Here is a 26,069-nt window from a genome sequence, read left to right as displayed (position 1 = left end):
AGACTGTCACTCCTTTTACATGTTCCAAGTGTGGCTTAAGCCATGATGCAGTGTCGAAATACGAGATATATTGTTGAATTTATCCCCAAACCCCCGCAGGTCGAAAACAAAAAAAGTATGAACAACGGAAAATTGTTCACAACTTTATCCACAGGCTGTTGATAATATTATGGGTCAGATCACATATTCACATCCAAAAGTAATACAATCATAGCAAAAGAAACCCCGCATTTCAACGTATCGCGTGATTTTATCCACAAATTCAATAACTTGTGTATAATTTTTAGTCACAACACAATATATTGTTTATAAACTGTTTAATTTTCGACAGAATGACCCAAAAACCAAAAATGTCTTATACACAGGTTATCCGTCAAATGATGCCAAATTGTGTGTAAAAGTATTCTTCGTTTGTGAATAACCTGTCTGTGGATAACCGTGAAGTGAAAATGGAGCATGATTGAGATCGGAAAAAGAGTGACCTCTCACCCTCGTGTTTTTCTTGCCAATGGGGCGATGGTGAAAGCGACGAATTCAGTATCTGGATGGGAGACGGAGAGGGGGAGTAAACTCATGCTTTTAATTGAACAAGATCAGTGGTGTATTTTCTAAGTAGATGGTAATTCTGTGATGACAATTTATAAGGATAATGGACATAGATGACTTCATTCTGAGACATATGGAATGAGAATTATGAGGATCAAGAGGTAAGCTGATGATTGAATATGGAGGTTGAAGTGTATGAATGTATAATATGAAATCAAAGGATAGATTATGCGTGTATAGCAAAAGAGGGTGTCCTCTAAAACCGATTTTTGGTTTTAGAGGACACCCTCTTTTTTTGGTGCAGGGACGAAGTATGGATTGATGATTTAGAGACGGGGAAGGGACATCTTACGCTGGAATTCAGCGATATCTGCGTATTCCTCTTCCAGTTTGCGAGAGATCCGAATAAAGATGGGCAGCAGCTCTTGGTAGAGTACAGCATTCTCTTTGACAGGGGTATGCCGATGCGTTGTACCGACCATGGAAGAAACGGCATGAAGCGATTGGATCCGCCCTGTAGCGTACAAACCAAGCACGACGGCACCCAAACAGGAACTTTCGAAGCTCTCGGGTACAACCACTTCCTGATTGAAGATATCAGACATCATCTGGCGCCAGAGAGGAGAGCGTGCAAACCCACCGGTGGCTTGAATGGAGGTAGGTTGCCCAATCTGTTCTTCCATGGCGAGCAGTACCGTATATAGGTTGAAAATAACCCCTTCCAGGACAGCACGAATCATATGCTCTTTCTGGTGATGGAGTGTTAAGCCAAAAAAGGAGCCACGGGCATCCGGATTCCATAAAGGGGCACGTTCGCCCGAAAGGTACGGATGGAACAGAAGCCCTTCCGATCCCGGCCGGACACGTTCGGCAATTTTGGTCAGTACATCATAGGAATTGATGCCAAGTCGTTTCGCTGTCTCCACTTCAGACGCGGCGAATTCATCCCGCACCCAACGAAACAGCATGCCACCGTTATTCACAGGTCCACCAATGACCCAAAGATTCTCTGTGAGGGCATAACAGAAGGTTCGACCTTTGGGATCGGTAACTGGACGGTCCACGACAGTGCGAATGGCCCCGCTGGTTCCGATGGTTGCTGCGACAACACCAGGTTCAATGGCATTTACGCCGAGATTGGATAAAACCCCATCACTTGCGCCAATAACAAAGGGCGTAGAGGGGGAGAGAGCCATTTTTTCAGCCGATTCGTGATTCATTCCTTCTAATATATGTGTTGTAGGTACAAGCTTCGAGAGATGGTCGGGTGTAATGCCTGCAACCTCAAGGGCCTCTGCGTCCCAGTCCAGTTGTTCCAGATTGAGCAAACCTGTGCAGGAAGCGATGGAATGGTCGACGACATATTGTCCGAATAGACGGAAGAACAGATATTCTTTAATCGAAATAAATTTGGCGGTACTCTCAAAAAGTTCAGGTTCATCGTGGCGCAGCCACATTAATTTGGTCAGCGGTGACATGGGATGGATCGGTGTACCTGTGCGCAGATAAATGCGATGGCCCAATCCATTCTCTTGCAGCTTGGCAGACCAAGCTGCACTTCGATTATCCGCCCAGGTGATGCAACGGGTTAAGGGTTTATTATCCTGTCCCATGGCAATGACACTATGCATAGCCGAGCTGCAGGATACAAACAGGATCTGCTCGGCAGCAACACCACTCTGATCCATGACTCCTCGCACAGAGCGGAGGGCTGCTTGCACAATCTCTTCAGGGTCCTGCTCGGCAACATCGGGTGCTGGGGTATACAAAGGATATTCCTGCGTTGAGGTACTGACGACAGAGCCTTGCTCGGTAAATAATACGGATTTGGTACTGGTGGTACCAATATCGATCCCAATCATATAGTTGTTCATGTATTTAATCCTTCTTTCTCCAAAAAGCGATGAGATTTTAATTTCTTTCTACTATAGATACTCCATTTATACCACTGTACTCAGGAGCAAAATAAAGATCAGTCCGACCACGGATAATAGTGTTTCCATAACGGTCCACGTTTTCAATGTCTGGGAAACGCTCATATTGAAGAATTCTTTGATCATCCAGAATCCTGCATCGTTTACATGAGACAAGATGAGTGACCCCGCACCTGTGGCGAGTACAACCAGCTCAATATTGGCCCCTGGTGTGAGTGCAAGCACTGGAGCGACAATACCGGCGGCTGTTGTCATGGCTACGGTTGCTGAACCGGTAGCTACACGAATGAGCCCAGCGACAAGCCAGGCAAACAGGATCACGTTGATGTTGGCATGGGTAGCGACTTCAGCAATCGCGTTACCCACACCACTATTGATCAATACCTGTTTGAAGGCACCGCCTCCACCAATAATGAGAATGATGGTCGCCGTAGGCGCCAGACATTCACTGGTGAAACGGGAAATATCATGTTTGGTGAATCCACGTGCAAAGCCGAGTGAAAAGAGGGCAAATACAACTGAAATGAGCAAAGCAATGATCTCATGGCCGATAAATTCACTGAAAACGGTGAAACCGCTCGTGGCATTTGGGTCAATGATGCTTGCTATGGAACCAATCAGCATCAAAATAACCGGCAGCAATATGGTAAACAGGGTAATACCAAACCCAGGCATGTTGCTGTTTGTTTTGGTTGCGAATTGTTCAGCCAGTTCTGCTGGCGGTTCGGTGTGTATTCTTTTTCCAATAAATTTACCAAACAAAGGACCTGCAATAATCGCTGTAGGAATACCAACAATAAGAGAGTACAAAATGGTTTTACCCAGATCCGCGCTGAAGGCTTCAATCGCTATCATTGGCGCTGGATGGGGTGGAACCAAACCGTGTACGGTCGACAGACCTGCCAAAATGGGAATACCAATCTGCAGCAATGACATGTTGGTTTTACGTGCAACCGTGAAAATGATAGGGATCATCAAAATCACGCCGACTTCGAAGAAAACGGGAATACCCACGATAAATCCAACAATCATCATGGCCCAGTGCACACGTTTTACACCGAACCGATCAACCAATGTAGTTGCAATGCGCTCGGCACCTCCAGATTCGGCCATCATCTTACCAAGCATCGTACCGAGAGCAATAACAATTGCGATGGTTCCAAGTGTGCCGCCAAGTCCCCCGGTAATGGAAGAGATCACATCGGCAGGTTTCATGCCTGTAAGCAAACCGAGCATTAATGCGGACAACAGCAGGGTGATAAAGGGATTCCATTTATACTTGGAGATCAAAACGATCAGAAAAACGATCGCAATTAACGTCCAAACCAATAATGTTGCGTTGTGGGATAGTCCAAAAAGAGTGCTCATGATGTTGTGTGCTCCTTTATTTCTGATATAGAACGCTTACAAGTGAAATTAGCGTCAACAATTAAAGTTGTACCAGTACTACAGAAGGTGTTGGCGAAAAATGTAGTTTTATCATGCCCAAATTTGAAACAAAATCGCATTTTGTATACTTGTCGACAAGTTAAGCTGCAATCATTCACGACGGATATGATTGCAAACGCCTTGCATCGATTAAGAATCAAAGCTTTCGTGCAGGGTTTTTCCAGAATCTTGGAAATACGTGCGGACTCCAGTCTGAATGAGCACCTTGTCACCTGATTCAAGTGCTTCAATTAGCAAACGATGTTTCTTAATTACAGCGCTTACTTTCTGCTCGCCTTGAACAAATACTCTGCTCGTTGTGAGCAGCATAACGGTCATCACAACATATCGAATACTCTTCCATAGATGTGAAATACGGGAATGCTGAGCAGCTTCAATGATGGTCTCGTGGAAAACGAGATCCTGATAGGCGAATTCGACGGCGTCCTGATGCCGTCCAGCAAGTTGCATTTTGTCGATCACGTTACGCAGCTGGGTGATTAATGATTCTGGGACATCACCAGCAAGTCGCTGCTGCACAAAACTTTCAATCAGGAAACGGACATCATACAATTCTTCGACATCCTTGATTCGTAGTCCAATGACAACGACACCCATACGTTCAAGTCGAATAAGTCCTTCATTGGACAATGTTCGTAACGCTTCACGGACAGGTGAACGACTGCTGTCAAAATCAGCCGCAATTCGGTTTTCCGACAAAATCTCTCCAGGTCGAAGGGTACCGCTGATGATCCGCAGCCTTAATTCGCAGGCAATGGCTTCACCACGGGAAGCCCCTTGAAGCCAGGAAGAAGGAAATAACATATGGCTAACGCTCCTATTAATAAGTAATCAGTTCATTACTGATCATAGCATAACTATTTTGTGGACTGGACATTCAGTTCCATCGATAGTCTGTAGCTACAAGCTAACGGCTAATTGTTTTTTCAAAGGACTACTTGTATACAAGATGTGATTTTTATCCTACACCTTTCTCAAAAGCTTGTAAACCTTAATTGAAGCGGATACAACGGGATTAGAATATGACGATATTAATAGCCTATAATCATTATCCACATGTGAATAACTTCAAACAGGATGAAATGAAGGAGATAACAGGTATTGGAGGGTGTGGATAACTATAAACGCTGAAATAGGGTGATCTTATCAGGGTCTGGGGATAACTTTCAGGACTCTCTTCGGGGCTTGAAATTGGTAATAAAGTGAACGGACTGTGGTCATTACTATTGGTGGGATGAAGAGTGTATATAAAAGAGGGAGAAGCCTTGCGCCTTGCAGTTGACTTTTCCAGGTGATCATGGTTAAATATATAAAGGTGTTTTCTGTGAAGATGAAAGTGATTCATCACATAAGTATTTCCTTGTGAGGAGGTGCAATACATTGAGACCTACATTCAAACCGAACGTTAGCAAACGTAAAAAAGTTCATGGTTTCCGGAAAAGAATGAGCACGAGCAACGGCCGTAAAATTTTGGCCGCACGTCGCCTTAAAGGCCGTAAAAACCTGAGTGCTTAATGCATTGAAGACCACCGAGGTGGTCTTTTTTTTCTTAATTAGCTCAAATCAGACTGGATGCTGCTACAGATCAGGTCTGAATGGTCTGCGAAAAAGTGCTGAACACACACGAATGTATGTTGAGTGAGTTTTCCATTTTTCGAAAACTTACCTTATATAATGATGAATCGTTGATAGGTTTAAATGGCCAATCAACATTCATCCCGGATGAATGCGGATCAGTTCAAGTAGCTGATTAACAATCATCCCAAATGAAGTTGTCGCCAAGGCGGTTTACCGTCATTCAAGAAAGCCTATACTAAATCAGTAATGAGGCCTCCGTCAATAACATTGGTGGAGAAGAGCAAGGAGAAGCGCCGTGTATAAAAGACTGCGTCTACGAAACCGGGCGGACTTTAGCCGTGTATACCGGTATGGGAAATCGTTTGCCAATCATCAATTCGTGGTGTATGGCTGTCGCCGTAAAGATACGGAACAATTTCGGGTCGGCGTATCATGCAGCAAGAAAATCGGAAACGCTGTCGTACGCAACCGGATGAGACGCATGATCAAGGAAATTGTTCGTCATCATGAGCATGAGATCGTCACGCAGATGGATCTGATTTTTATCGTCAGAAAAGGTGCACTGGACATGCCCTATAAGGAAATGGAAAAAAGCCTGCTACATGCGATGCGAAAGGGCTCTCTTTTGAAGTCGAGCAAGCGGTAAGCTTCGGTTTATTTGTCCTCCTAATTATGGTATGATTTTACGATGGAATGGATTGGTTAAGAGAGGGGTTATGAAGTGTCGCGATTGAAGACATCAAAGGGGAAGTGGATTCTCCTCATTGCAGTCATTGCAATGGTCACTGTACTCGCCGGATGTACTCCACAAGGAGCCGGGGTTACTACGGAAGATCTAAAGAATAGTGATTCTTTTTGGCAAGCCAATGTTGTGTACTGGTTCTCACTGGCGCTGGATACATTCGCCAACTGGTTCAAAGGTGAATATGGACTGGCCGTCCTCGTGATGGTGCTTATTGTACGGACTCTGATTTTACCACTAACAATGAAACAAGTCCGTAGCTCCAAAGCTATGCAGGCGATTCAGCCGCAGCTGAAGGAGATTCAAGCCAAGTTTAAAGATACACCTGAGAAAGTTCAGCAAGAAACAATGAAGTTGTTCCAGGAGAACAAAGTTAATCCGATGGCCGGTTGTCTGCCACTTATCATTCAGATGCCGATTTACATCGCACTTTATAACTCAATTTACGGAAACTCCAGTCTGAGAACGCATGATTTCTTGTGGCTCCAGCTCGGATCACCCGATCACCTGTTTATTTTGCCAGTGCTGGCTGCCATCACAACATTCATTCAAACTTGGATGATGATGCGTATGAACCCTGCACAGCAAATTGGTCCGATGCAGTTTATGCTGTGGGTGTACCCGATTTTGATCTTCGTGATGTCTTATCAGTTCCCGTCAGCACTTCCGCTGTACTGGTTCTACAGTAACATCTACACGATCGTGCAAAACTATTTCCTTTACCGGAATAATGATAAAATCGTAGCTGAGGTCAACGTGAAGCAGAATAGCTCTTCCAAAAATGGAGCTAAACGCAAAAACGGTGGCAAAGCGACCGTCTCTGGAAAAGGGTCGAAAGGGGCCAAAAAATCGAAATGACCAAAGTCATTACGTCAGGAAAAACCGTTGAAGATGCTGTAAACCAAGGATTGACCGAGCTTGGCGTAAGTCGGGACAAGGTTGAGATACAAGTGTTAGAGCAGCCGTCAAAAGGATTCCTGGGTTTGTTCGGGGTGAGGGCGGCCAAAGTTGAAGTGAAATTATTGCCTGTACCGGAAGTTGTTCCACAGCCGATCAAGCCAGCTGCATACAAGTCTGAAGTAGATGCATTACTCGAGGATGTTGCAGCTAAAAATCCCTATGAAGAAGCGGCTGCTTTCTTGAAAGAGGTCGCAGCAGGTATGGGACTGGATGTTGAAGTGCATATCAAAAAACAGCGGGATGGACATATCTTCAATATTGCCGGCGAAGATCTGGGCATGATTATTGGCAGACGTGGACAGACGCTGGATGCGCTTCAGTATCTAACGAACATTGTAGCGAACCGATATTCGGAAAGCTTCGTTCGAATTGTGCTCGACGCGGAGAATTTCCGTCAACGTCGGCGGAAGACACTGGAGGATCTGGCTGAACGGTTGGCTGGACAAGCAATCCGTACCGGTAAGGAAGTTGTACTGGAACCAATGCCTCCGCTCGAACGAAAAGTCATCCATGCAAAACTGCAAAATCACCCGCAGATTAAGACGTTAAGTAAGGGCGAGGAGCCTAATCGGCGTGTGGTTATTACGACGAAATAACACGAAATTGAAGACGCAATGGCTTCCTGCCCGGTGCAGAAGCCATTGCTTTTTTCGTACAGAAGCAATTTGATAAGGTGCGTAGAACAAGTAAAGAGTGGACTTAATACGATAAACAACATGTCATATGATATATCATTAATAGATTTGAAAATGGATATGGCGTCCCCAGAGGGACGGCAATTTAAAATAGAGCAAGGAGAGATAACTATGATCAGTGATACGATCACAGCGATATCAACGGCTGTCGGAGAGGCGGGTATCGCCGTGATCCGGGTCAGCGGCCCGGAAGCAGTGTCGGAGACGGAAAAGATTTTTCGCAGCAAAACCCCTTTAACTCAGGCAGCATCTCACACGGTTCATTATGGTCATATCATAGATCCCGTTAATGGGGAAAAGATTGAGGAAGTATTGGTTACGGTCATGCGAGCACCACGCTCGTTCACAACAGAAGATGTGGTGGAGATCAGTGCGCATGGTGGTGTGGTGTCCGTAAAACGGGTCATGGACCTCCTATTGCAGCTTGATATTCGTCTGGCTGAACCCGGTGAGTTCACGAAGCGTGCTTTCCTTAATGGGCGGATTGACCTGTCTCAGGCGGAAGGTGTCATGGATCTTATTCGTTCCAAGTCGGACCGAGCTTTCTCGGTTGCGCTGAAACAGGTTGAAGGCAAGCTGTCCTCCAAATTGCGTGATCTACGATATACACTGGTGGAAACACTGGCACATATTGAAGTGAATATCGATTATCCCGAGCATGATGTGGAATCGTTAACGTCTGATTTTATTAAAGAAAAGTCCAGTCAGGTTATGACTGAAATTGATAAATTGCTGACTACAGCAGAGCAAGGAAAGATCCTGCGAGAAGGTATCACGACGGCTATTGTTGGAAGACCTAACGTAGGTAAATCCTCATTGATGAATACACTTGCGCAAGACAACCGGGCCATCGTTACGGACATTCCAGGAACAACTCGTGATGTGATCGAGGAGTTCATTACGATTAATAATATTCCACTGAAATTGCTGGATACAGCAGGAATCCGGGAAACAATGGACGTTGTAGAGAAGATCGGGGTAGAACGCTCTCGTTCTGCAGTAAGTGAAGCCGATCTGATCTTGATGGTTGTGAATGCCGCGGAGCCACTTCATCCCGATGAGATTGAATTATTGGAACAAATCCGCGGTAGACAATCGATAATCATTATGAATAAAATGGACTTAACGCCACAGGTAGAACGTGACGTGCTGCTTCGTTACATTCCGGAAGAACGGCTTGTACCGATGTCGGTGAAAGATGATCTGGGTGTGGATCGACTGGAAGATGCCATCTCTACGCTATTCTTCAGTGGTAAACTGGAGTCCGCAGATCTGACCTATGTCAGTAATGTGCGTCATATTGCTTTGCTCAAAAAAGCGAAGCAGTCTCTGGTTGATGCCTATGAAGCAGCAGAGCAGTTCATTCCGATCGATATGATACAGATTGATGTTCGTTTGGCGTGGGAGCATTTGGGCGAGATTGTTGGAGATACAGCACATGATGCATTAATTGATCAGATTTTCTCCCAGTTCTGTCTAGGAAAGTAAAAATAATATACTGCCGATTGAGTTAAATCGTAGTGTATGATGGAGAGGTACAATTTCTGCCTGTTGTCAAAGGATAGAATGATATTGTAGCCATTACGTGTTGGTTTCATATAGATAGGGATGCAAGTTCCGATGAACGGTTAGAAGTAGTTTCATTATTGTAGAACATGATCCGTCTGCGTGAGTTACACCAAATGCAGCGGAATAAGGAGGTAAACGGGAATGGCTTTTGATGGCGGCAGTTATGATGTAATCGTCGTTGGTGCAGGGCATGCTGGTGTGGAATCCGCGCTGGCCGCAGCTCGTATGGGGTCCAAAACACTAATGATTACGATCAATCTGGATATGGTGGCTTTTATGCCTTGTAACCCATCTATTGGGGGACCGGCTAAAGGACATGTTGTCCGTGAGATTGATGCACTTGGTGGAGAAATGGGACGGAATATCGATAAAACCTTTATTCAGATGCGGATGCTTAACACGGGTAAAGGGCCTGCTGTTCACGCGCTTCGTGCTCAGGCAGATAAATTCTCCTACCAGCATAAAATGAAGGAAACAATGGAGAATGAACGTAATCTGACAATGCGTCAGGGTATGGTTGATTCACTGATCGTTGAAGACGGAAAATGTGTAGGCGTTGTGACTCAGACCGGAACAGAGTATCGGGCTAAAGCGGTCGTTCTGACAACAGGCACATATTTGCGCGGTAAAGTAATTATGGGCGAGCTGATGTATGAGAGTGGACCGAACAATCAACAACCCTCTCTTAAATTGTCAGAGAATCTGCGTGAACTGGGCTTTGATCTGGTTCGTTTCAAAACGGGTACACCACCACGTGTGCATAAGGATACGATTGATTTTAGCAAAACCGAAATTCAGCCTGGTGATGACAAGCCGAAGTTCTTTTCCTATGAAACAGAATCTTCCGATAATGAGCAGTTGCCTTGCTGGTTGACGTATACATCTGTGGATACACATCAGATTATTAATGATAATCTGCATCGTGCTCCGATGTTCTCGGGGCTTATTGAAGGAACCGGACCACGTTATTGCCCTTCCATTGAAGATAAAATTGTTCGTTTCAGCGACAAGCCGAAACATCAGATATTCCTTGAGCCGGAAGGCAAGAACACATCCGAGTATTACGTACAGGGGTTGTCTACGAGTATGCCAGAAGACGTTCAACTGGCTATGCTACGTTCCATTCCAGGTATGGAAAAAGTGGAAATGATGCGTAATGGTTATGCGATTGAATACGATGCGATGGTGCCTACACAATTGTGGCCATCACTGGAAACTAAACGTCTACCAGGTCTGTTTACGGCGGGTCAGATTAATGGTACCTCTGGCTATGAAGAAGCAGCAGGACAAGGTGTTATGGCTGGAATCAACGCTGCACTCAAAGTACAGGGGAAAGAGCCGGTAATACTGGATCGTTCCCAAGGTTATATTGGCGTGCTGATTGATGATCTGGTGACAAAGGGTACAAATGAACCGTATCGTCTGTTGACTTCACGCGCTGAGTATCGTCTGTTGCTTCGCCATGATAATGCAGATATGCGTTTGACGGAAATCGGACATGACATTGGCCTGATCCCTGAAGAGCGTTATGCGAAATTCCTGGATAAAAAGGCGAAAGTCGAGCAGGAAGTTGCACGTCTGAAAGTGGCTAAAGCTCGCCCGGTTGAAGTGAATGCCAAGCTGGAAGAGTACGGATCTACACCTATTCAGGATGGCAGTACGTTGCTTACCTTGCTGCGTCGCCCGGAGCTGGGGTATGAACTGATTGAACAGCTCTCACCATCTGAGGTAGAACTGACAGCAGATATGAAAGAACAAGTGGAAATACAAATTAAATATGCGGGTTATATTGAGAAACAATTGATCCACGTGGAACGTTTGCAAAAGATGGAGAAAAAGAAAATTCCGGACACCATCGTATATGATGAGATTCATGGTCTTGCTATGGAAGCCAAACAGAAGCTCGCTACGATTCGTCCAATCTCGATTGGTCAGGCTTCTCGTATTGCTGGAGTTACTCCTGCCGACATCTCCATTCTGCTGGTCTACCTGGAGCATTATAACCGTGTAACCGCAGCAAGGGGACAATAATGGACGATATTCAACAGCAACTGCAGCGGCGCTTAAAGAAACATGGATTAGAGCTGGGCGAACTCCAGTTGGAGCAATTCGAATTGTATTATCAGGAACTGGTATCCTGGAATGAAAAGATGAATCTGACCGGAATTACGGATCGGGAGCAAGTGTACACCAAGCATTTCTATGATTCGGTATCGCTGGCTTTTTATACTGACATGACCAAAGTGAATAAGCTTGCTGACATTGGATCAGGAGCGGGTTTTCCGGGATTGCCACTGAAAATCTGTTTCCCGCATATTAAGCTTACGATCATTGATTCATTAAATAAACGTATTGGCTTTCTACAGCATGTGGTAGATATCCTTGGTCTGACTGATGTGGAATTGGTCCATGGACGTGCTGAAGAGATTGGACGCAAAGAAGGGTATCGTGACAGCTACGATCTCGTTACGGCGCGTGCAGTAGCCAAGCTGGCTGTGCTGAATGAATTCTGCCTTCCGTTTGTTCGCAAAGGTGGAATATTCGCTGCCATGAAGGGCGGAGACCCGCGTGAAGAAATGAAGGAAGCGGAGTTCAGCTTCAATCAGCTGAAAGGACGGGTTAAGGCCGTTCATCCTTTCCAGCTGCCGGTTGAAGAATCAGAGCGTCACATCATTCTGATTCAGAAATTTGATAAGACACCATATAAGTATCCGCGTAAACCAGGTACTCCAATGAAGACTCCGCTGATATAGTTGCGTGATAGTTTTGAAGTAAGTCAAAACAAAATAGAATTTTAGACATGGATGAAGAGGATGTTTCACGTGAAACATTCTCTTTTTTTTGTTTTCTAAAATGGAGGACTGGATCAACATTACAGATACTTCGTATTACATATCTTTTAAAGAACCTGTATTGATGAATTTTACGCACAGTAACTCATGAACAATTTCATTAATTGAATTTGTGCAAGTCGTCATATTTCCAATATTCACAAAGAAAAAGCAGGATAATTAGTAGAGTTTAAAGAATAGGTAAGCATAGGATTATGATAGAAAAGATGATAGAATAGAAGTATCCGATCCTGGGTCACAGCGATCATAGATTATATGTATAGATAGATGGATATGCGTTCGATGTTGCATGACAGAAAGCGTTATGAAAGGCAAAACTTATTCCAAGAACGATGCATGTGAAAGGTCGCTTATTGAATAAGAAGCACCTGCAAAGACTGTGGGAGCTATTACGAAACTAGGTGGTAATCTGCGGAATGAAAGAACAATTTTCGAAGTTGTTTGGTTTGGCGGAGCGCAATAACGGAGATGAGATCAAACAGATTCCGGTTAATGAAATTGTGAGCAGCCCATATCAACCCCGTACTATTTTTGATGATGATAAAATTGATGAGTTGTTGCAGACGATCAAAACACATGGTGTAATTCAGCCTATTGTCGTTCGCGTGCGAAATGGATCATATGAGATTATTGCCGGGGAACGTCGCTGGCGTGCAGTTCGAAAATTGGGTTTGGATACGATTCCGGCTATTGTGCGTGAATTCAACGACTCTCAGGCCGCATCCATTGCACTGATTGAGAACTTGCAGCGTGAAGGATTGACTTCCATTGAGGAAGCTGTCGCTTATCAGAAGCTGATCGACTTGCATCAATTGACACAGGAAAGCCTGGCACAACGACTCGGTAAAAGCCAGTCAACCATCGCGAACAAAATTCGGTTGTTACAGCTTCCGGACGGCATTAAGGCCGCATTGATGGAACGCAAAATTTCTGAACGGCATGCAAGGGCATTACTTTCTCTGGATACGGAAGAACTGCAGATGAAGTTGCTCGGTGAGATTATCGAAAAAGAATTGAATGTGAAACAGACAGAGGCACGTGTTGCCTTCTACAAGGAATCTTCCAAGATTAAAAAATCTAGACGTGTTTCCTTTACCAAGGATGTAAGGCTTGCACTTAATACAATTCGCCAATCCATTGATATGGTAACTGGCTCTGGTCTGGACATCAAAACAAAAGAAGCAGACCATGAGGATCATTATGAGATCGTTATCCATATTCCAAAACGCAAATAATTGAAGCTTATGGCGGCAATGGGCCGCTTTTTATGTCTATAAAGCAAGTTAGGTCTGACATGTTTAAAGAACGGTCGGTATATTGATGGAACGGTAGTTGTTGTTTGTGTGGACGATAGCCGCCTGCTTTTTGTTAACAATATCTCACAACCTACAGAAAAGACTCCTATTTTATTTGAGGTGAAGTAATTGTCTAAGATTATGGCCGTAGCAAATCAAAAGGGCGGTGTGGGGAAAACGACGACATCTGTTAACTTGGGTGCAGGACTGGCTTCACTCGGGAAAAGAGTATTGCTTGTCGATATTGACCCTCAGGGGAATACAACCAGCGGAGTCGGAATCAATAAAGCAGATGTGGCTAATTGTATATATGATGTCATTATTAATGAGGTTCCTCCTCAAGAAGCAATTTTGGAGACTCAGATTGAAGGCCTTCATATCATACCTGCAACGATTCAGCTTGCCGGAGCCGAGATCGAATTGGTGTCCACGATATCACGGGAAGTTCGCCTGAAAAAATCACTCGCCATGGTGAAAAAAAACTATGATTACATACTGATCGATTGTCCACCATCTCTTGGTATGTTAACGATCAATTCGTTGACTGCTTCCGATTCGGTGATCATTCCGATTCAGTGTGAGTATTATGCACTTGAAGGATTGAGTCAGTTGCTCAATACAGTTCGTCTGGTACAGAAACATCTGAATACATCCCTGCAGATTGAAGGGGTATTGCTGACGATGTTTGATGCGCGGACCAATCTGGGGATTCAGGTTATTGAAGAAGTGAAAAAGTATTTTCAACAAAAAGTATATCAAACGATTATTCCGCGTAACGTACGGCTTAGTGAAGCACCATCTCATGGTCAATCCATTATTACGTATGACCCTCGTTCAAGAGGGGCGGAAGTGTATTTAGAGCTCGCAAAGGAAGTGATTTCTTATGAGTAAGCGGCTTGGAAAAGGCCTTGATGCCCTCATTCCTTCGCTTTCAATTAATGACGATGATAAAGTCGTAGAAATCCCGATTAGTCAACTGCGGGCTAACCCCTATCAACCACGTAAAGTATTTGATGAGGGCGCAATACATGAACTGGCTGAGTCCATTCGTCAGCATGGTGTCATACAACCCATTATTGTTCGTCCTGTATTACGAGGTTATGAGATTATCGCCGGAGAACGACGGTTCAGAGCTTCGCAATATTGTGGTAATGCCACGGTACCGGCTGTAGTCCGCAACTTCAGTGATCAGCAGGTAATGGAGATTGCGTTGATCGAGAACCTGCAACGGGAGAATCTGAACGCCATGGAAGTTGCAGTTGCTTATCAGGGGTTAATGGATCAATTCGCGTTGACTCAGGAAGAGTTGTCTGTAAAAGTAGGTAAATCACGTTCTCACATTGCTAACTTCTTGCGTCTGTTATCATTGCCCGAAGAAGTAAAAGACCATGTTTCACGTGGAACATTATCTATGGGACATGCACGTGCGATCGTGGGTGTTAAAGACGAGGTTATAGTGAAGCAACTTGCCAAACAGACCATTGATCAGCAATGGAGTGTACGTGAGTTGGAGGAAGCTGTTCAACAACTGGATCGCTCCAAAACAGGTGAGGCTAAAGCCAAATCGAAGTTAAAAAAGAAAGATCCATTCATTGATACATTGGAAGAATCTCTTCGTGAACGTTTCAAAACCACAGTGAAAATCAAGCACAATAAAGATAAAGGTAAAATTGAGCTCAACTACTACAGTCAACAGGATCTGGAACGGCTATTGGAATTGTTACAATAACAGTCGGCTCTATGATTCATTAACAACATGCGGGGCTTACTCATGTCATGACATATCGCCTCTGTATCATGGAGAAACGATATGTCATTCTTTGTTTATAGGGTTATATGTGCAATATGTGCAGGCGAATTATTAATTTATAGGACAGAGGTGGTTGTGAGGTGGAGGGAGTTATCTATCTAGATCATGCAGCAACATCTTGGCCCAAACCACCTGCTGTCGGTGATGCGATGTTGAGTGCATTGGAGATTGCCGGAGCCAATCCTGGCAGAGGAAGTCACCGTATGGCTGTTCAGGCAAGTCGTGTATTGTTCGAGGCGAGAAAATCCATATCCAATATCTTTGGAATCAAAAATGCGAATGATATTGCATTCGGATCAAATACGACAGAAGCGCTAAATCTAGCTATTCAAGGCTCGCTTAGTGAGGGCGACCATGTGATTGCCACCATGGCGGAACATAACTCAGTCAGACGACCACTGGAGTACATGCGAAGACTCCGAAATGTAGAGATTGATTATGTACCTGTTGATGCTGCGGGAGCCATTGATCTGATGCAAATGGAACGTATGTTTCGTTCCAATACCAGATTGGTGGTATGTACACATAGTTCGAATCTGCTTGGCAGTATTCTTCCTATTGGAGAGATTTCGCTCCTGTGTCGTAAACATCAGGCGATCTTATTGGTAGATGCAGCTCAGAGTGCTGGGGTTATACCTGTGAATGTACAACAATTGGGCATTGATATGTTGGCTTTTCCAGGGCATAAGGGACTGCTCGGTCCTCAGGGTACAGGGGGCTTGTACATTGCTCCAGAGCTCGATATAGAGCCTTTACTTCATGGAGGAACAGGAAGTCAGTCAGAAGCTTTGGAGCAGCCAAAGGTGCGTCCTGATCGGTATGAAGCGGGGACGCCGAATACAGTCGGGATCGCAGGGCTGAATGCGGGTGTGAAAAATGTACTTGAGATGACACCCGCGTTCATCTACCAACATGAGTGGGAACTGACCCAACATATAATGGATGGGTTGTCATCCGTTAAGGGTATACGAATGCTTGGTCCAGAGATTGGACAGCCACGCACTGGATTAGTATCTTTTACTGTGGATGGGTATGATTCAGCACAACTCGCCTTCCGTTTAGATCGGAATTATGGGATTGCGGTTCGCTCCGGTTTTCATTGCACACCGCTTGCACACGAATCTGCTGGTACAACCGCTACCGGAGCAGTAAGGGCCAGTGTGGGGTACAATTCAACTAGAGAACATGTGGAAGCACTCGTTAAGGCAGTGTTGGAATTGACTAGGGCAGACTAGATTAGAGTTGAAATGATGAACTCATTTGATATAGGGTTGCTTGATTAAGCTTATGGATATCGGGTTGATTTATAATGAATGATAATATTACAGGACAGACGTTAATCTGATCAAAAATATAGAGGGGTAGTTGCAATTACATGGCTGAATTAAACGAGCTGATTCTGGAACAGCTGTTATGGATTATTGGCGGAATGGCATTACTTACGGTGATCTTGCTGATTGTGAGTATTGTTCAAGGGGCAAAGTTACGAAAGTTTAAACGTAAATATGAAGCCATGATGGCTGGCAGTGGAGTAGAGGACCTGGAATCGTTGCTGGTTAATCTGAAAATTCAGATGGACAGCATTGAGGATGAACACAAACTGCAAACGAATCAGCTGCAAGTTGTCATGCAAAAGCTGACCCGCATTCAAGGTAAAGTTGGTGTGAAAAGGTACAATGCATATGGAGAGCGTGGCAGTGATCTGAGCTTCTCAATGGCCATGATTAACGATAGCCAGGATGGCATGATTCTTACGGGGATATATAACCGTGACGGTTCTTACGTATATGCCAAACCTCTTAAAGGGGGAGAGTCCACGTATACTCTGTCCCCAGAGGAAAAGGAAGCTATTACTCTGGCACAGCAAGCAGAGTAGAACGTGTATGCCATTCCCGAATGGCCGAGTATAGACTGCTGGAAATAATCTCGGACATGCGCATAACAAGACTGAGCCGTGTGTTCTGTAGAACAAAGTATTCCATAAAGCCGCCGACGTTAACGATACCTGTCAGATGGATATCGCCGACCGGCGGTAATTCTTTATTTACCCCCGCACCCGGCTTGAGTGGACCATTCACAACTTGAATGCATCCCACACTGGATGATTGACCGAGACAGGCGTCAATGCCAATCACATAAGGGTTATGGTGTGTTTTCTGTATGTTGTGGAGTGTATCTTGCAGGTTCATCGCATGGACTGGTTCATCCAAGGTACCATATAGATGGAATAAAGGGCTGTCCCACTTGGAAAGGGCTGATCCGACCAGAGGACCAAGGCAGTCGCCTGTTGAGCGATCTGTGCCGATGCAGACAATCACTACATTTTGCAGAGAATGGGCTTTATAGAGATGGAACATTAAACGATGGGTAATGGCTGAGTGAATACCTGGATCGGTATGGGGGATTTTTAAACTGGTCATGTCTTGTGATGAAAAGGAACGCGAAGTAGGATTCATAGGATCTATCCTTTCCCTTGGAATAGTAGTAACAGTATATGGAAAGGTAGAGCGTTTTATACTTCACGAGGACAAGCTTTTTCTCTAGGGTTGGACGTATGGCGAAAGGAGCCGAACATGGACGAATGGATTAACGATTGGATGCTGATTGCATTTGATTCAACCCAGCAGGCACTGCGTGCTGAAATGCTGCTGGAGTTTGCTGAGATAGAGATTGATTTGTTCCCTACACCAAAAGAAATTACAGCAGGGTGTGCGTTATGTATTCAGTTTCCAAAAGAGGATCTGGAGCGAGTGCAGAAGATCATTCGTAATGAGTTCGTAGAGATCCGAGGCCTCTATTTCAAAACAGAAGACAGCTATGATAACATACCGATGTAGAGGAGGCATGATGAATGTTGTCATTTGAGTTTGCTCAAGGGAATGATGGCGGCGGTGCGGTAGCGGCCGTCGGTGAAGCCCTTCGATGGACGGATAAAGTCTGGAACAAAATTGCAGATCCAGAAATGTGGCTTAACATTATGTTCAGCTCAATCCGGATTATCATTATTTTTATCATCACCCGTATTGTCATTAAGGTGGTTTATCGAATTATAGATCGTTCCATGGAACGCAAGCAGGAAGGCAAGATTCGCGTGAATCCGCGCAGATTCGTAACCGTAGGGGAACTGTTGAAAAATGCGACCTCCATAACATGTAATTTTATTATGATTCTGCTACTGTTATCTGAGATCAATATCCAAGTTGGACCGCTACTCGCGAGTGCTGGTGTGCTCGGGCTTGCCATTGGTTTTGGTGCACAGGGTCTGGTCAAGGATGTTATTACCGGTTTCTTCATTATATTGGAGGACCAGTTCGCTGTGGGGGATGTTATTCAGACGGGAACCTACAAGGGAACGGTTGAAGTGATCGGACTTAGAACTACCAAACTGGTCAGCTGGCAAGGTGAAGTGCACATTATCCCAAACGGGGCGATTGCAAGTGTAACGAACTACTCCATGTCGAATTCGTTGGCTGTAGTGGATATTCCGATGAAGGCGGACTTGAGCCTTGATGAGTCGGTACACCTGGTGAAAAAGTCTTTGGTTGGGATTGAAGAGCGTGACCTAAATATTGTGAAGGTGCCGGATGTACTCGGTATACAGTCGATGTCTACATCTGAGTATGTGGTGCGAATTGTGGCTGAATGTATGCCTAACTCTCGTGCTTCGGTGGAACGTCAGATTCAGGGCGATGTGAAAAAAACGCTGGAGTATCATGAGATGAGCAATCAAGCCGTATTGGAACAGGCAGTAGCTTTGGAGAAAGATGAGGGGGATGGCACAGGTGGAGCGTAAAAGTTTCCAGCTTGGGGATATCGTGCAGATGAAGAAGCAACATCCCTGTGGCAGCAATGAGATGGAGATCATTCGTATGGGTATGGATATTCGGATTAAGTGTGTCGGATGTAAACACAGCGTGTTGATTCCAAGAGCGAAATTCGAGAAAAACATGAAGAAGGTACTGCGTTCAGCCGAGGATTCCACTGAATCCTGAGCTTGCAATAATTCGGTATGCAGTATGCGTAATAACGTTTACATGCAGGCTCCGTAGGAGTGTTGCGTTCTGTAAATGATCATGCTATAATCAATATTGCTGCGGAAAGGTACCCAAGAGGCCCAAGGGGGCTGACTCGAAATCAGTTAGGCGTGTCACAGCGTGCGTGGGTTCGAATCCCACCCTTTCCGCCACTTCAGTTGTAATTTACTCAATACACATTGAGTTTAATAAAAAGATCGATAAGAAGACTTTCCATTAGGAAAGTCTTTTTTTGTATAACGTTTTATTGAATATGTATTGAACATGTATCCATATCAGATGCATCATTAATGACTCGAACGAAAAACAAAGAGCCCCGAAGGGCTCTTTATCCGGCGGTGCATTTGTTTGTTAGGAAACAATCGGTCGTAACAATCAGACACTTGGTGTACTGCACGTAGCAATACGCGTGCTTCAGACGAAGGGCCTTACTACACATAACCACTTGCTTCTTAAATTACGTGATGAATCTCCAACAGCGAATGATCGGCTTCGTTGTCCAACGGAACCACACCTCTCTCGTGCACCGCCTGATTGTATTATGTGCTTTATTCCGTTTTATATACATCGATCGTAAAAAAGTATTGCGATTAATGGACGCGGGCTTTGGTCAGCTTCTTCCACTTGCGATTATGATTGCTTGTTTCGGGAAAAGCTTCACCTTTTTGCAGCGTTACCCGCTTTGGGTTCTGAATTTCCGTGACAAAGCTTTTTTCCCCAACTTCCGTGTACTCTCCATCGTTTGGGGCTTTGTCTCCTGGTTCAAACTCGGTTTTTTCACCCATGATAAAACCTCCTCTGCAGATTATGTTACTTTGTTGCTTCTGTAGTGTGCTCCATAGCCGGGCTGATCATGTGCCAATATGTACAGGGAACGTTTGCTTGCACTTTGACTCGGTATTTGTTATATTAATATAGTTCGAGTTTGTGCTCGTTCCTTGCTCTCAACCTAGATTGAGGGCCAGAGTCCATAAGGAGGTGAAAATTATGCGCAAATATGAAGTGATGTACATTATTCGTCCTGACATTGAGCAAGAAGTTGTTCAAGCTACAGTCGATAAATTCCAAGGCATCATCTCCAACGGCGGTGGTGAAGTTACAGCTCACGACGTTATGGGTAAACGCCGTCTTGCGTATGAGATCAAGAAATTCCGTGATGGTTTTTATGTTCTGGTACATTTCACTGCTGAACCAGCAGTTGTAACTGAACTTGAGCGTCTCATGAAGATTTCTGACGAAGTAATTCGTTATCTCATTACCAACGACGTTAAGTCTGCTTAAGACTACTCGTGATTAACGCACCAATACGCTCTGAAGGAGGGGATTACATTGTTGAACCGTGTCATTCTGATCGGACGGTTAACCCGGGATCCTGAGTTGCGTTACACTCCAGCAGGAGTGGCAGTTACGCAATTTACTTTGGCAGTGGACAGACCGTTTACAAGCCAAGGGGGAGAAAAGGAAGCCGATTTCATTCCGGTCGTAACCTGGAGACAGCTTGCCGAGACCTGTGCGAACTACTTGCGCAAAGGACGCCTGGCTGCAGTCGAAGGACGCATTCAAGTACGGAACTACGAGAATAACGAAGGAAAACGTGTATACGTGACCGAAGTCATTGCCGATAATGTCCGTTTCTTGGAGTCAGCTAACCGTGATAATAGCGGTGGCGGCGGTGGGCAACCAATGCGTGAAGAGCCTTCTTATGGAGGCGGCGGACGCGCGAACAATAACAATAATTCGCGTAGCAACAATCAGGATCCTTTTTCCGATGACGGAAAACCGATTGATATATCGGATGATGATTTGCCATTTTAACATGAGCTGATACTCTTAGGAGATATGGGTTACATGATAGGAAAGGACTGAAAAGCATGGGCTTCAAGCAAAGAGAAGGCGGAGACAACGATAAAAGACCGGCACGTCGTGGCGGCCGTAATAAACGTCGTAAAGTGTGCTTCTTCACAGCTAACAAAATTACTCACATCGATTATAAAGATACGGACTTGCTTCGTAAATTTATCAGCGAACGTGGAAAAATTTTGCCACGCCGTGTAACAGGTACTAGCGCTAAATATCAACGCATGCTGACGATTGCAATCAAACGCTCCCGTCAAATCGCATTATTGCCATACACAACTGAGTAGTTTTTACTCAGCTTGCATACGAAGCAGTCGGCTTATAGCCGGCTGCTTTTTTGTATATATCAATAGAATTATTAGAAATAACAGATCCACTCTAACAAATGGAAGAATTCAATACTGTGGTGATAGAAGCATTCAAGGCTCAAATGAATTATAATAGAGTCTAATCTACTGAAAAGGTTCGGGCAGCAGGAATAGCTGTTTATTTCAGAATAAACACCAGGAGTGGATATGAATACATCAAAACGTAAAGGCAAACAGAGAAAAAAAAGTCTGAAAACCTGGATTATAGCTACTCTTTTACTTTCCATTATATATGTATGGTTACAGCAAAAAGATGATATAGATAATATGTGGCCTGGGACAACAATCCAAGAAGCTCTGCCAATCACCGGCCTACATCCTGTGGTAGCAGAGAATGAGAAATTATTGGCAAGTAAGGCAGTGAGACGTGGAATAGAGATTGTTATCACCCACGGTTACCGAAGTTCCGAGGAGCAAGATGCACTATTCAACCAAGGACGCTCAAGCGCAGGCAATATCGTTACTAATGCACGTGGTGGTGAGTCATATCATAACTACGGATTAGCAATTGATTTTGCATTGAGGACGCCTGAGGGTGATGTGGTGTGGGATATGGAACGGGATGATAACGGCAATGGCAAGGCAGACTGGATGGAAGTTGTGGATCTCGCCAAAGAGTTAGATTTCACTTGGGGTGGAGATTGGGCAAACTTTCCGGACTATCCTCACTTGCAGATGGATTTTGGACTGAGTATTAATGAGTTAAAACGTGGTAAAAGACCCCCTGACTCTCAGTAAAAGGTGTTATATATACACTTAAATGAATAATTATTAGATAAGCTCTGCATTTTGCAGGGCTTTTTTCTTTCTTTTGTAAAATAAATGATAAAAGATGACAATTTGGTCTTTACATTAGCAAATAAATAAAACTATACTAGATTAACTAGATTTTTTACTCTGATCGCACATATTATTTCAATTGTAAGCATAACGGCTCCGGTTCAATAAAATTTAGCTATAGATCGAGATATAATCATCACTCATATATGTAACATTTACCTCACGCAAAATTGAGATTGTCTACTTAATTTAAAGCATACACATACACTAGATGTAACTATTATGTTATGTATATGTTATTTTGACCAATTGCCTATGCATACCTCACAGCCAAAAACAAGATAATACCTCTCAAAATTCCTGCTATATGCCTTTATAGTATTACTAATATCCAAATCTGTAGTATAAAAAACATTTATACCAAAAATCTCAAAATAAGCATTGACGTTAGCTAAAATTACACGTATGATTACATTAATTATTTTGATATATAATTCCGCTAGGAATTATCAACATTAATTGACCAATGGTCTAAATATAAGTCTCTTAAACTTGTTTCTCCTAACAATTTGGTATTTTGTATAAGCTATTGTTCGTTATCTTCAAGAACTTGGAAATATACAGTGGATGCATTTCTCTACACACGAATACAATCTACGGAAATTATGGGGTTAGGGTGATTGATTTGAATACAGAGCTATTGGAAGTCAGAAATCTAACAACATCATTCAGAATTGAAGATGACTATTATGCAGCAGTGGATCACGTTAACCTTACGGTGAAGAAAAATGAAGTGTTGGCGATTGTAGGTGAATCCGGGTCAGGTAAAAGTGCTTTTGCATTCTCTCTTATGGGTTTGCATAACAAAGCAAAGATCGAAGGCCAGATTCTCTATAAAGGACAAGATATTGCCAACATCTCCCCAAGCAAATTAAACAAGCTACGCGGCAAAGAAATGGGCATGATTTTTCAGGACCCATTGTCCGCACTAAATCCTCTAATGATTATTGGTGAACAGATTGAAGAGATTCTCACACTTCATCAGTCCAAGCTGTCTTCCAGAGAGAAGAGAGAAAAGGTCATTCACTTATTGAATCAGGTAGGGATTCCACGTCCCGAACAAATATACAAGCAGTATCCCCACGAACTATCTGGTGGTATGAGACAGAGAATTGTTATTGCCATTGCGATTGCCAACAAACCGGAACTACTCATAGCCGATGAACCAACGACGGCGCTTGACGTTACGATTCAACTACAGATTCTGGAGCTGATCCGTGATCTGAAGAGTGAAATTAACGCAGGCATTATTCTGATTACACATGATCTGGGTGTCGTAGCTGAGATGGCTGATCGCGTAGCAGTTATGTATGCAGGCGAAATTGTTGAAATCGCAGATATCTTCACATTGATGAACGATGCGAAGCATCCATATACCCGCTCATTGTTGAACTCTATTCCCACCCTGTCTGAAGAAAGATCCAAATTACATGTCATCCAAGGCATCGTACCATCACTCAAAAATCTTCCTCGCAAAGGGTGCAGATTCAAAGCCCGAATTCCATGGATTAGTGAATCGGCTCATGAAGAGAACCCACAGATGCATGAAATTGCACCAGGTCACTTTGTACGGTGTACCTGTTACCAGCACTTTCATTTCCCTGACCAAAGCTGAGGAGGAATAACATAATGGCATTACTCGAAGTAGAAGGGCTTAAGATACACTTTCCGATTCGCGGTGGATTGCTTAAACGGGAAATTGGCAGTGTAAAGGCTGTTGATGATGTTAGCTTCTCCATTGAAGAAGGACAGACTTATGGTCTGGTTGGCGAATCAGGTTCAGGAAAAACAACAACAGGCAGAGCCATTATTGGGCTAAACCATGTCACTGACGGAAAGATCCTGTTTAACGGCAAAAATCTGGCTACGGAGCGACGTAAGAACAGGCAGCTCCAGCGGGATGTACAAATGATTTTTCAAGACCCATATTCATCACTGAATCCAAAGAAGCGGGTTATCGATATTATCGCTGAGCCGTTTCGTAACTATGAGCGTCTGACAGCTACCGAGGAGAAAAGACAAGTAAGAGAATTACTTGAAAAGGTTGGCCTGAGTCCGGAATCAATCTACAAATATCCTCATGAATTCTCCGGCGGACAGCGTCAACGGATAGGCATCGCACGGGCTATTGCCCTGAAGCCGAAGTTAATTATCGCTGATGAACCTGTATCTGCACTCGATGTATCGGTACAGGCTCAGGTACTCAACTTCATGCAGGAAATTCAAAAAGAATTAAATCTGACCTATCTGTTCATCAGTCACGATCTGGGTATCATCCGTCATATGTGTGATGAGATTGGAATTATGTATAAAGGTCGATATGTGGAACAGGGCACAACAAATGATATTTTTGAGAATCCGCAACACATCTATACCAAACGTCTCATTGCAGCCATTCCGGATATGGACCCAACCAAACGAGAGGAAATGGTAGCCTTCCGTCAACAGGTCAAATCCGAGTATGAACATTCATACCGAAATTTCTTTGATGAGGAAGGACTTGCATACTCGCTCAAATCCATTTCCGATACTCACCGAGTAGCTCTACCTCAGAAAGGTTGAAGGCCATATGTGGAAAACGATAGTACGCAGAATTATCATAATGATCCCTCAGATCTTTTTACTTAGTCTTTTGGTCTTTCTGATGGCCAAGGCCATGCCGGGCGATGCACTAACCGGATTGCTTGATCCAAGCGTTGATCCCAAAGCATTGGAAGCCCAGCGAGAGAGATTGGGATTGAATAATCCTTGGTATGTGCAATATTGGGACTGGATCAAAAACGCCATCCAAGGTGATTTTGGGCAATCCTTCCGTTTCAAAATGCCGGTTACCGACTTGATCGGTCAGCGTGTAGCAAATACATTCTGGCTCGCACTGGCGACACTTGTACTGACTTACCTGATCGCTATTCCACTGGGTATCATCAGTGGTCGTTACAACGATACCTGGTCTGATCGGTTGATCACGGGATACACTTACCTGGGGTTTGCCGCACCATTGTTCATCTTCGCACTGGTGATGGTATGGATCTTCGGATTCCACTTCGGCTGGTTCCCGACAGGAGGTAGCGTTGCGCCGGGTCTTACACCAGGCACATTCAGCTACGTAATGAGTAAGTTCTATCATCTATTATTGCCGGCATTATCCATGGCACTAATTACAACGGTATCTACGGTTCAATATTTACGTAGTGAAATCATTGATATCAAGCATAAGGAATTCGTTATTACTGCCAGAGCCAAAGGCGCCTCGGAATCCCGGATCTACAACAGGCATATCTTGAGGAACTCATTATTACCTATCGCCGCGTTCTTCGGATATGAGATTACAGGGCTTATCGGAGGTACGGTATTCATCGAAAGTATATTCAGTTATCCAGGTATGGGGCAGTTGTTCCTGAGTTCCATCTCATTGCGTGACTTCAGCGTTGTGACTGCACTCGTATTGTTGTATGGCGTAGCTTCCATTCTCGGGGCATTGCTGTCTGACATAATTCTGGGAATTGTAGATCCACGTATACGGATCAAGTAAGAACTTGA

Annotated in this window: 27 protein-coding genes and 1 tRNA gene; 23 read left to right on the top strand and 5 right to left on the bottom strand. The window is 44.1% G+C overall.

What is annotated here, in order from left to right:
• Positions 1-872 precede the first annotated feature (872 nt).
• The 3 genes from gntK to NST38_RS30520 form a co-directional block, all read right to left on the bottom strand.
• Entirely contained in the window at positions 873-2,420 is a 1,548-nt protein-coding gene (gene gntK / locus NST38_RS30530) for a gluconokinase (RefSeq protein WP_074092902.1), read from the bottom strand.
• Positions 2,421-2,486: 66 nt separating this feature from the next.
• Entirely contained in the window at positions 2,487-3,848 is a 1,362-nt protein-coding gene (locus NST38_RS30525; RefSeq protein ID WP_036671886.1) for a GntT/GntP/DsdX family permease, read from the bottom strand.
• 210 nt (positions 3,849-4,058) lie between these two features.
• Positions 4,059-4,733, bottom strand: a complete 675-nt coding sequence (locus NST38_RS30520) for a GntR family transcriptional regulator (RefSeq protein ID WP_076252194.1) — start codon at positions 4,731-4,733, stop codon at positions 4,059-4,061.
• Positions 4,734-5,309: 576 nt separating this feature from the next.
• On the opposite strand from NST38_RS30520, the gene rpmH reads away from it, so the two are divergent.
• The 12 genes from rpmH (at position 5,310) to NST38_RS30460 (ending at position 17,306) form a co-directional block, all read left to right on the top strand.
• Complete coding sequence (gene rpmH, locus NST38_RS30515; RefSeq protein ID WP_017691413.1) at positions 5,310-5,444, top strand: 50S ribosomal protein L34; 135 nt, start codon at positions 5,310-5,312, stop codon at positions 5,442-5,444.
• A 358-nt stretch (positions 5,445-5,802) separates the two neighbouring features.
• The gene (gene rnpA / locus NST38_RS30510; protein WP_036611981.1) at positions 5,803-6,153 is read left to right on the top strand and encodes a ribonuclease P protein component; all 351 of its coding nucleotides are present in this window, start codon (positions 5,803-5,805) and stop codon (positions 6,151-6,153) included.
• Positions 6,154-6,228: 75 nt separating this feature from the next.
• Complete coding sequence (locus NST38_RS30505) at positions 6,229-7,107, top strand: YidC/Oxa1 family membrane protein insertase (protein WP_076252192.1); 879 nt, start codon at positions 6,229-6,231, stop codon at positions 7,105-7,107.
• Complete coding sequence (gene jag, locus NST38_RS30500; RefSeq protein ID WP_036611977.1) at positions 7,104-7,805, top strand: RNA-binding cell elongation regulator Jag/EloR; 702 nt, start codon at positions 7,104-7,106, stop codon at positions 7,803-7,805. Before NST38_RS30505 ends, jag begins: the two co-directional genes overlap by 4 nt.
• A 210-nt stretch (positions 7,806-8,015) precedes the next feature.
• On the top strand, positions 8,016-9,392 hold the full coding sequence (gene mnmE, locus NST38_RS30495) for a tRNA uridine-5-carboxymethylaminomethyl(34) synthesis GTPase MnmE (protein ID WP_036671881.1): 1,377 nt from the start codon (positions 8,016-8,018) through the stop codon (positions 9,390-9,392).
• A 222-nt stretch (positions 9,393-9,614) separates the two neighbouring features.
• Positions 9,615-11,504, top strand: a complete 1,890-nt coding sequence (gene mnmG, locus NST38_RS30490) for a tRNA uridine-5-carboxymethylaminomethyl(34) synthesis enzyme MnmG (protein WP_036611972.1) — start codon at positions 9,615-9,617, stop codon at positions 11,502-11,504.
• Positions 11,504-12,226, top strand: a complete 723-nt coding sequence (rsmG, locus tag NST38_RS30485; RefSeq protein WP_076252190.1) for a 16S rRNA (guanine(527)-N(7))-methyltransferase RsmG — start codon at positions 11,504-11,506, stop codon at positions 12,224-12,226. Before mnmG ends, rsmG begins: the two co-directional genes overlap by 1 nt.
• 515 nt (positions 12,227-12,741) lie before the next feature.
• Positions 12,742-13,560, top strand: coding sequence for a nucleoid occlusion protein (gene noc / locus NST38_RS30480; protein ID WP_036611968.1), 819 nt, complete (start codon positions 12,742-12,744; stop codon positions 13,558-13,560).
• Between the two features lie 189 nt (positions 13,561-13,749).
• Positions 13,750-14,511, top strand: a complete 762-nt coding sequence (locus NST38_RS30475) for a ParA family protein (protein WP_036611966.1) — start codon at positions 13,750-13,752, stop codon at positions 14,509-14,511.
• Positions 14,504-15,349 carry a ParB/RepB/Spo0J family partition protein gene (locus tag NST38_RS30470; protein WP_036611964.1) on the top strand — a complete coding sequence of 282 codons (846 nt, stop codon included), beginning with the start codon at positions 14,504-14,506 and terminating at the stop codon, positions 15,347-15,349. The genes NST38_RS30475 and NST38_RS30470 overlap by 8 nt, the downstream gene beginning before the upstream one ends.
• A 161-nt stretch (positions 15,350-15,510) precedes the next feature.
• Entirely contained in the window at positions 15,511-16,665 is a 1,155-nt protein-coding gene (locus NST38_RS30465) for an aminotransferase class V-fold PLP-dependent enzyme (RefSeq protein WP_076252189.1), read from the top strand.
• Between the two features lie 140 nt (positions 16,666-16,805).
• The gene (locus NST38_RS30460; protein WP_036611960.1) at positions 16,806-17,306 is read left to right on the top strand and encodes a DUF4446 family protein; all 501 of its coding nucleotides are present in this window, start codon (positions 16,806-16,808) and stop codon (positions 17,304-17,306) included.
• Here NST38_RS30460 and yyaC read toward each other — a convergent pair.
• A complete protein-coding gene (yyaC, locus tag NST38_RS30455) occupies positions 17,281-17,886 on the bottom strand; it encodes a spore protease YyaC (RefSeq protein WP_036611957.1) in 606 nt (201 codons plus the stop codon). The two genes, NST38_RS30460 and yyaC, sit on opposite strands and share 26 nt — an antisense overlap.
• A gap of 117 nt (positions 17,887-18,003) precedes the next feature.
• On the opposite strand from yyaC, the gene NST38_RS30450 reads away from it, so the two are divergent.
• From NST38_RS30450 to NST38_RS30435, 4 genes are all read left to right on the top strand, one after another.
• Positions 18,004-18,267 (top strand): DUF3343 domain-containing protein, encoded by a 264-nt coding sequence (locus NST38_RS30450; RefSeq protein ID WP_017691427.1) that lies wholly within the window; start codon positions 18,004-18,006, stop codon positions 18,265-18,267.
• A 14-nt stretch (positions 18,268-18,281) separates the two neighbouring features.
• Positions 18,282-19,223, top strand: a complete 942-nt coding sequence (locus NST38_RS30445; protein ID WP_036611953.1) for a mechanosensitive ion channel family protein — start codon at positions 18,282-18,284, stop codon at positions 19,221-19,223.
• Complete coding sequence (locus NST38_RS30440; RefSeq protein WP_036611950.1) at positions 19,213-19,422, top strand: DUF951 domain-containing protein; 210 nt, start codon at positions 19,213-19,215, stop codon at positions 19,420-19,422. The genes NST38_RS30445 and NST38_RS30440 overlap by 11 nt, the downstream gene beginning before the upstream one ends.
• Positions 19,423-19,525: 103 nt before the next feature.
• A tRNA-Ser gene (locus tag NST38_RS30435) sits at positions 19,526-19,616 on the top strand.
• Positions 19,617-20,054: 438 nt separating this feature from the next.
• Here the strand turns inward: NST38_RS30435 and NST38_RS30430 are convergent.
• Positions 20,055-20,249 (bottom strand): YjzC family protein, encoded by a 195-nt coding sequence (locus NST38_RS30430; protein WP_036671877.1) that lies wholly within the window; start codon positions 20,247-20,249, stop codon positions 20,055-20,057.
• A gap of 202 nt (positions 20,250-20,451) precedes the next feature.
• Here NST38_RS30430 and rpsF point away from each other — a divergent pair, with 202 nt between their 5' ends.
• From rpsF to opp4B, 7 genes are all read left to right on the top strand, one after another.
• A complete protein-coding gene (gene rpsF, locus NST38_RS30425) occupies positions 20,452-20,745 on the top strand; it encodes a 30S ribosomal protein S6 (protein WP_036611944.1) in 294 nt (97 codons plus the stop codon).
• Positions 20,746-20,793: 48 nt separating this feature from the next.
• Positions 20,794-21,279, top strand: a complete 486-nt coding sequence (gene ssb / locus NST38_RS30420) for a single-stranded DNA-binding protein (protein ID WP_017691432.1) — start codon at positions 20,794-20,796, stop codon at positions 21,277-21,279.
• A 56-nt stretch (positions 21,280-21,335) separates the two neighbouring features.
• Positions 21,336-21,608, top strand: coding sequence for a 30S ribosomal protein S18 (gene rpsR / locus NST38_RS30415; protein WP_017691433.1), 273 nt, complete (start codon positions 21,336-21,338; stop codon positions 21,606-21,608).
• 228 nt (positions 21,609-21,836) lie between these two features.
• Positions 21,837-22,427 (top strand): M15 family metallopeptidase, encoded by a 591-nt coding sequence (locus NST38_RS30410; RefSeq protein ID WP_076252186.1) that lies wholly within the window; start codon positions 21,837-21,839, stop codon positions 22,425-22,427.
• Between the two features lie 727 nt (positions 22,428-23,154).
• Entirely contained in the window at positions 23,155-24,144 is a 990-nt protein-coding gene (locus NST38_RS30405) for an ABC transporter ATP-binding protein (RefSeq protein ID WP_036612047.1), read from the top strand.
• A 14-nt stretch (positions 24,145-24,158) separates the two neighbouring features.
• Entirely contained in the window at positions 24,159-25,091 is a 933-nt protein-coding gene (locus NST38_RS30400) for an ABC transporter ATP-binding protein (protein ID WP_017691436.1), read from the top strand.
• A 7-nt stretch (positions 25,092-25,098) separates the two neighbouring features.
• Complete coding sequence (gene opp4B / locus NST38_RS30395) at positions 25,099-26,061, top strand: oligopeptide ABC transporter permease (RefSeq protein ID WP_036611942.1); 963 nt, start codon at positions 25,099-25,101, stop codon at positions 26,059-26,061.
• Positions 26,062-26,069: the final 8 nt, after the last annotated feature.

It is taken from the genome of Paenibacillus sp. FSL H8-0104 (genome assembly GCF_038050215.1).
Taxonomy (GTDB): Bacteria; Bacillota; Bacilli; order Paenibacillales; family Paenibacillaceae; genus Paenibacillus; species Paenibacillus amylolyticus.
Note: the sequence above shows the minus strand (reverse complement) of the source record. Positions and strands in the feature narration are given on the sequence as shown.

Bases quoted from the DNA above. Each gene is read 5' to 3' on its own strand.
- gntK (WP_074092902.1), bottom strand. From the start codon at position 2,420: ATGAACAACTATATGATTGGGATCGATATTGGTACCACCAGTACCAAA.
- NST38_RS30525 (WP_036671886.1), bottom strand. From the start codon at position 3,848: ATGAGCACTCTTTTTGGACTATCCCACAACGCAACATTATTGGTTTGG.
- NST38_RS30520 (WP_076252194.1), bottom strand. From the start codon at position 4,733: ATGTTATTTCCTTCTTCCTGGCTTCAAGGGGCTTCCCGTGGTGAAGCC.
- jag (WP_036611977.1), top strand. From the start codon at position 7,104: ATGACCAAAGTCATTACGTCAGGAAAAACCGTTGAAGATGCTGTAAAC.
- mnmE (WP_036671881.1), top strand. From the start codon at position 8,016: ATGATCAGTGATACGATCACAGCGATATCAACGGCTGTCGGAGAGGCG.
- mnmG (WP_036611972.1), top strand. From the start codon at position 9,615: ATGGCTTTTGATGGCGGCAGTTATGATGTAATCGTCGTTGGTGCAGGG.
- rsmG (WP_076252190.1), top strand. From the start codon at position 11,504: ATGGACGATATTCAACAGCAACTGCAGCGGCGCTTAAAGAAACATGGA.
- noc (WP_036611968.1), top strand. From the start codon at position 12,742: ATGAAAGAACAATTTTCGAAGTTGTTTGGTTTGGCGGAGCGCAATAAC.
- NST38_RS30470 (WP_036611964.1), top strand. From the start codon at position 14,504: ATGAGTAAGCGGCTTGGAAAAGGCCTTGATGCCCTCATTCCTTCGCTT.
- NST38_RS30460 (WP_036611960.1), top strand. From the start codon at position 16,806: ATGGCTGAATTAAACGAGCTGATTCTGGAACAGCTGTTATGGATTATT.
- yyaC (WP_036611957.1), bottom strand. From the start codon at position 17,886: ATGAATCCTACTTCGCGTTCCTTTTCATCACAAGACATGACCAGTTTA.
- NST38_RS30450 (WP_017691427.1), top strand. From the start codon at position 18,004: ATGGACGAATGGATTAACGATTGGATGCTGATTGCATTTGATTCAACC.
- NST38_RS30445 (WP_036611953.1), top strand. From the start codon at position 18,282: ATGTTGTCATTTGAGTTTGCTCAAGGGAATGATGGCGGCGGTGCGGTA.
- NST38_RS30430 (WP_036671877.1), bottom strand. From the start codon at position 20,249: ATGGGTGAAAAAACCGAGTTTGAACCAGGAGACAAAGCCCCAAACGAT.
- rpsF (WP_036611944.1), top strand. From the start codon at position 20,452: ATGCGCAAATATGAAGTGATGTACATTATTCGTCCTGACATTGAGCAA.
- rpsR (WP_017691433.1), top strand. From the start codon at position 21,336: ATGGGCTTCAAGCAAAGAGAAGGCGGAGACAACGATAAAAGACCGGCA.
- NST38_RS30410 (WP_076252186.1), top strand. From the start codon at position 21,837: ATGAATACATCAAAACGTAAAGGCAAACAGAGAAAAAAAAGTCTGAAA.
- NST38_RS30400 (WP_017691436.1), top strand. From the start codon at position 24,159: ATGGCATTACTCGAAGTAGAAGGGCTTAAGATACACTTTCCGATTCGC.
- opp4B (WP_036611942.1), top strand. From the start codon at position 25,099: ATGTGGAAAACGATAGTACGCAGAATTATCATAATGATCCCTCAGATC.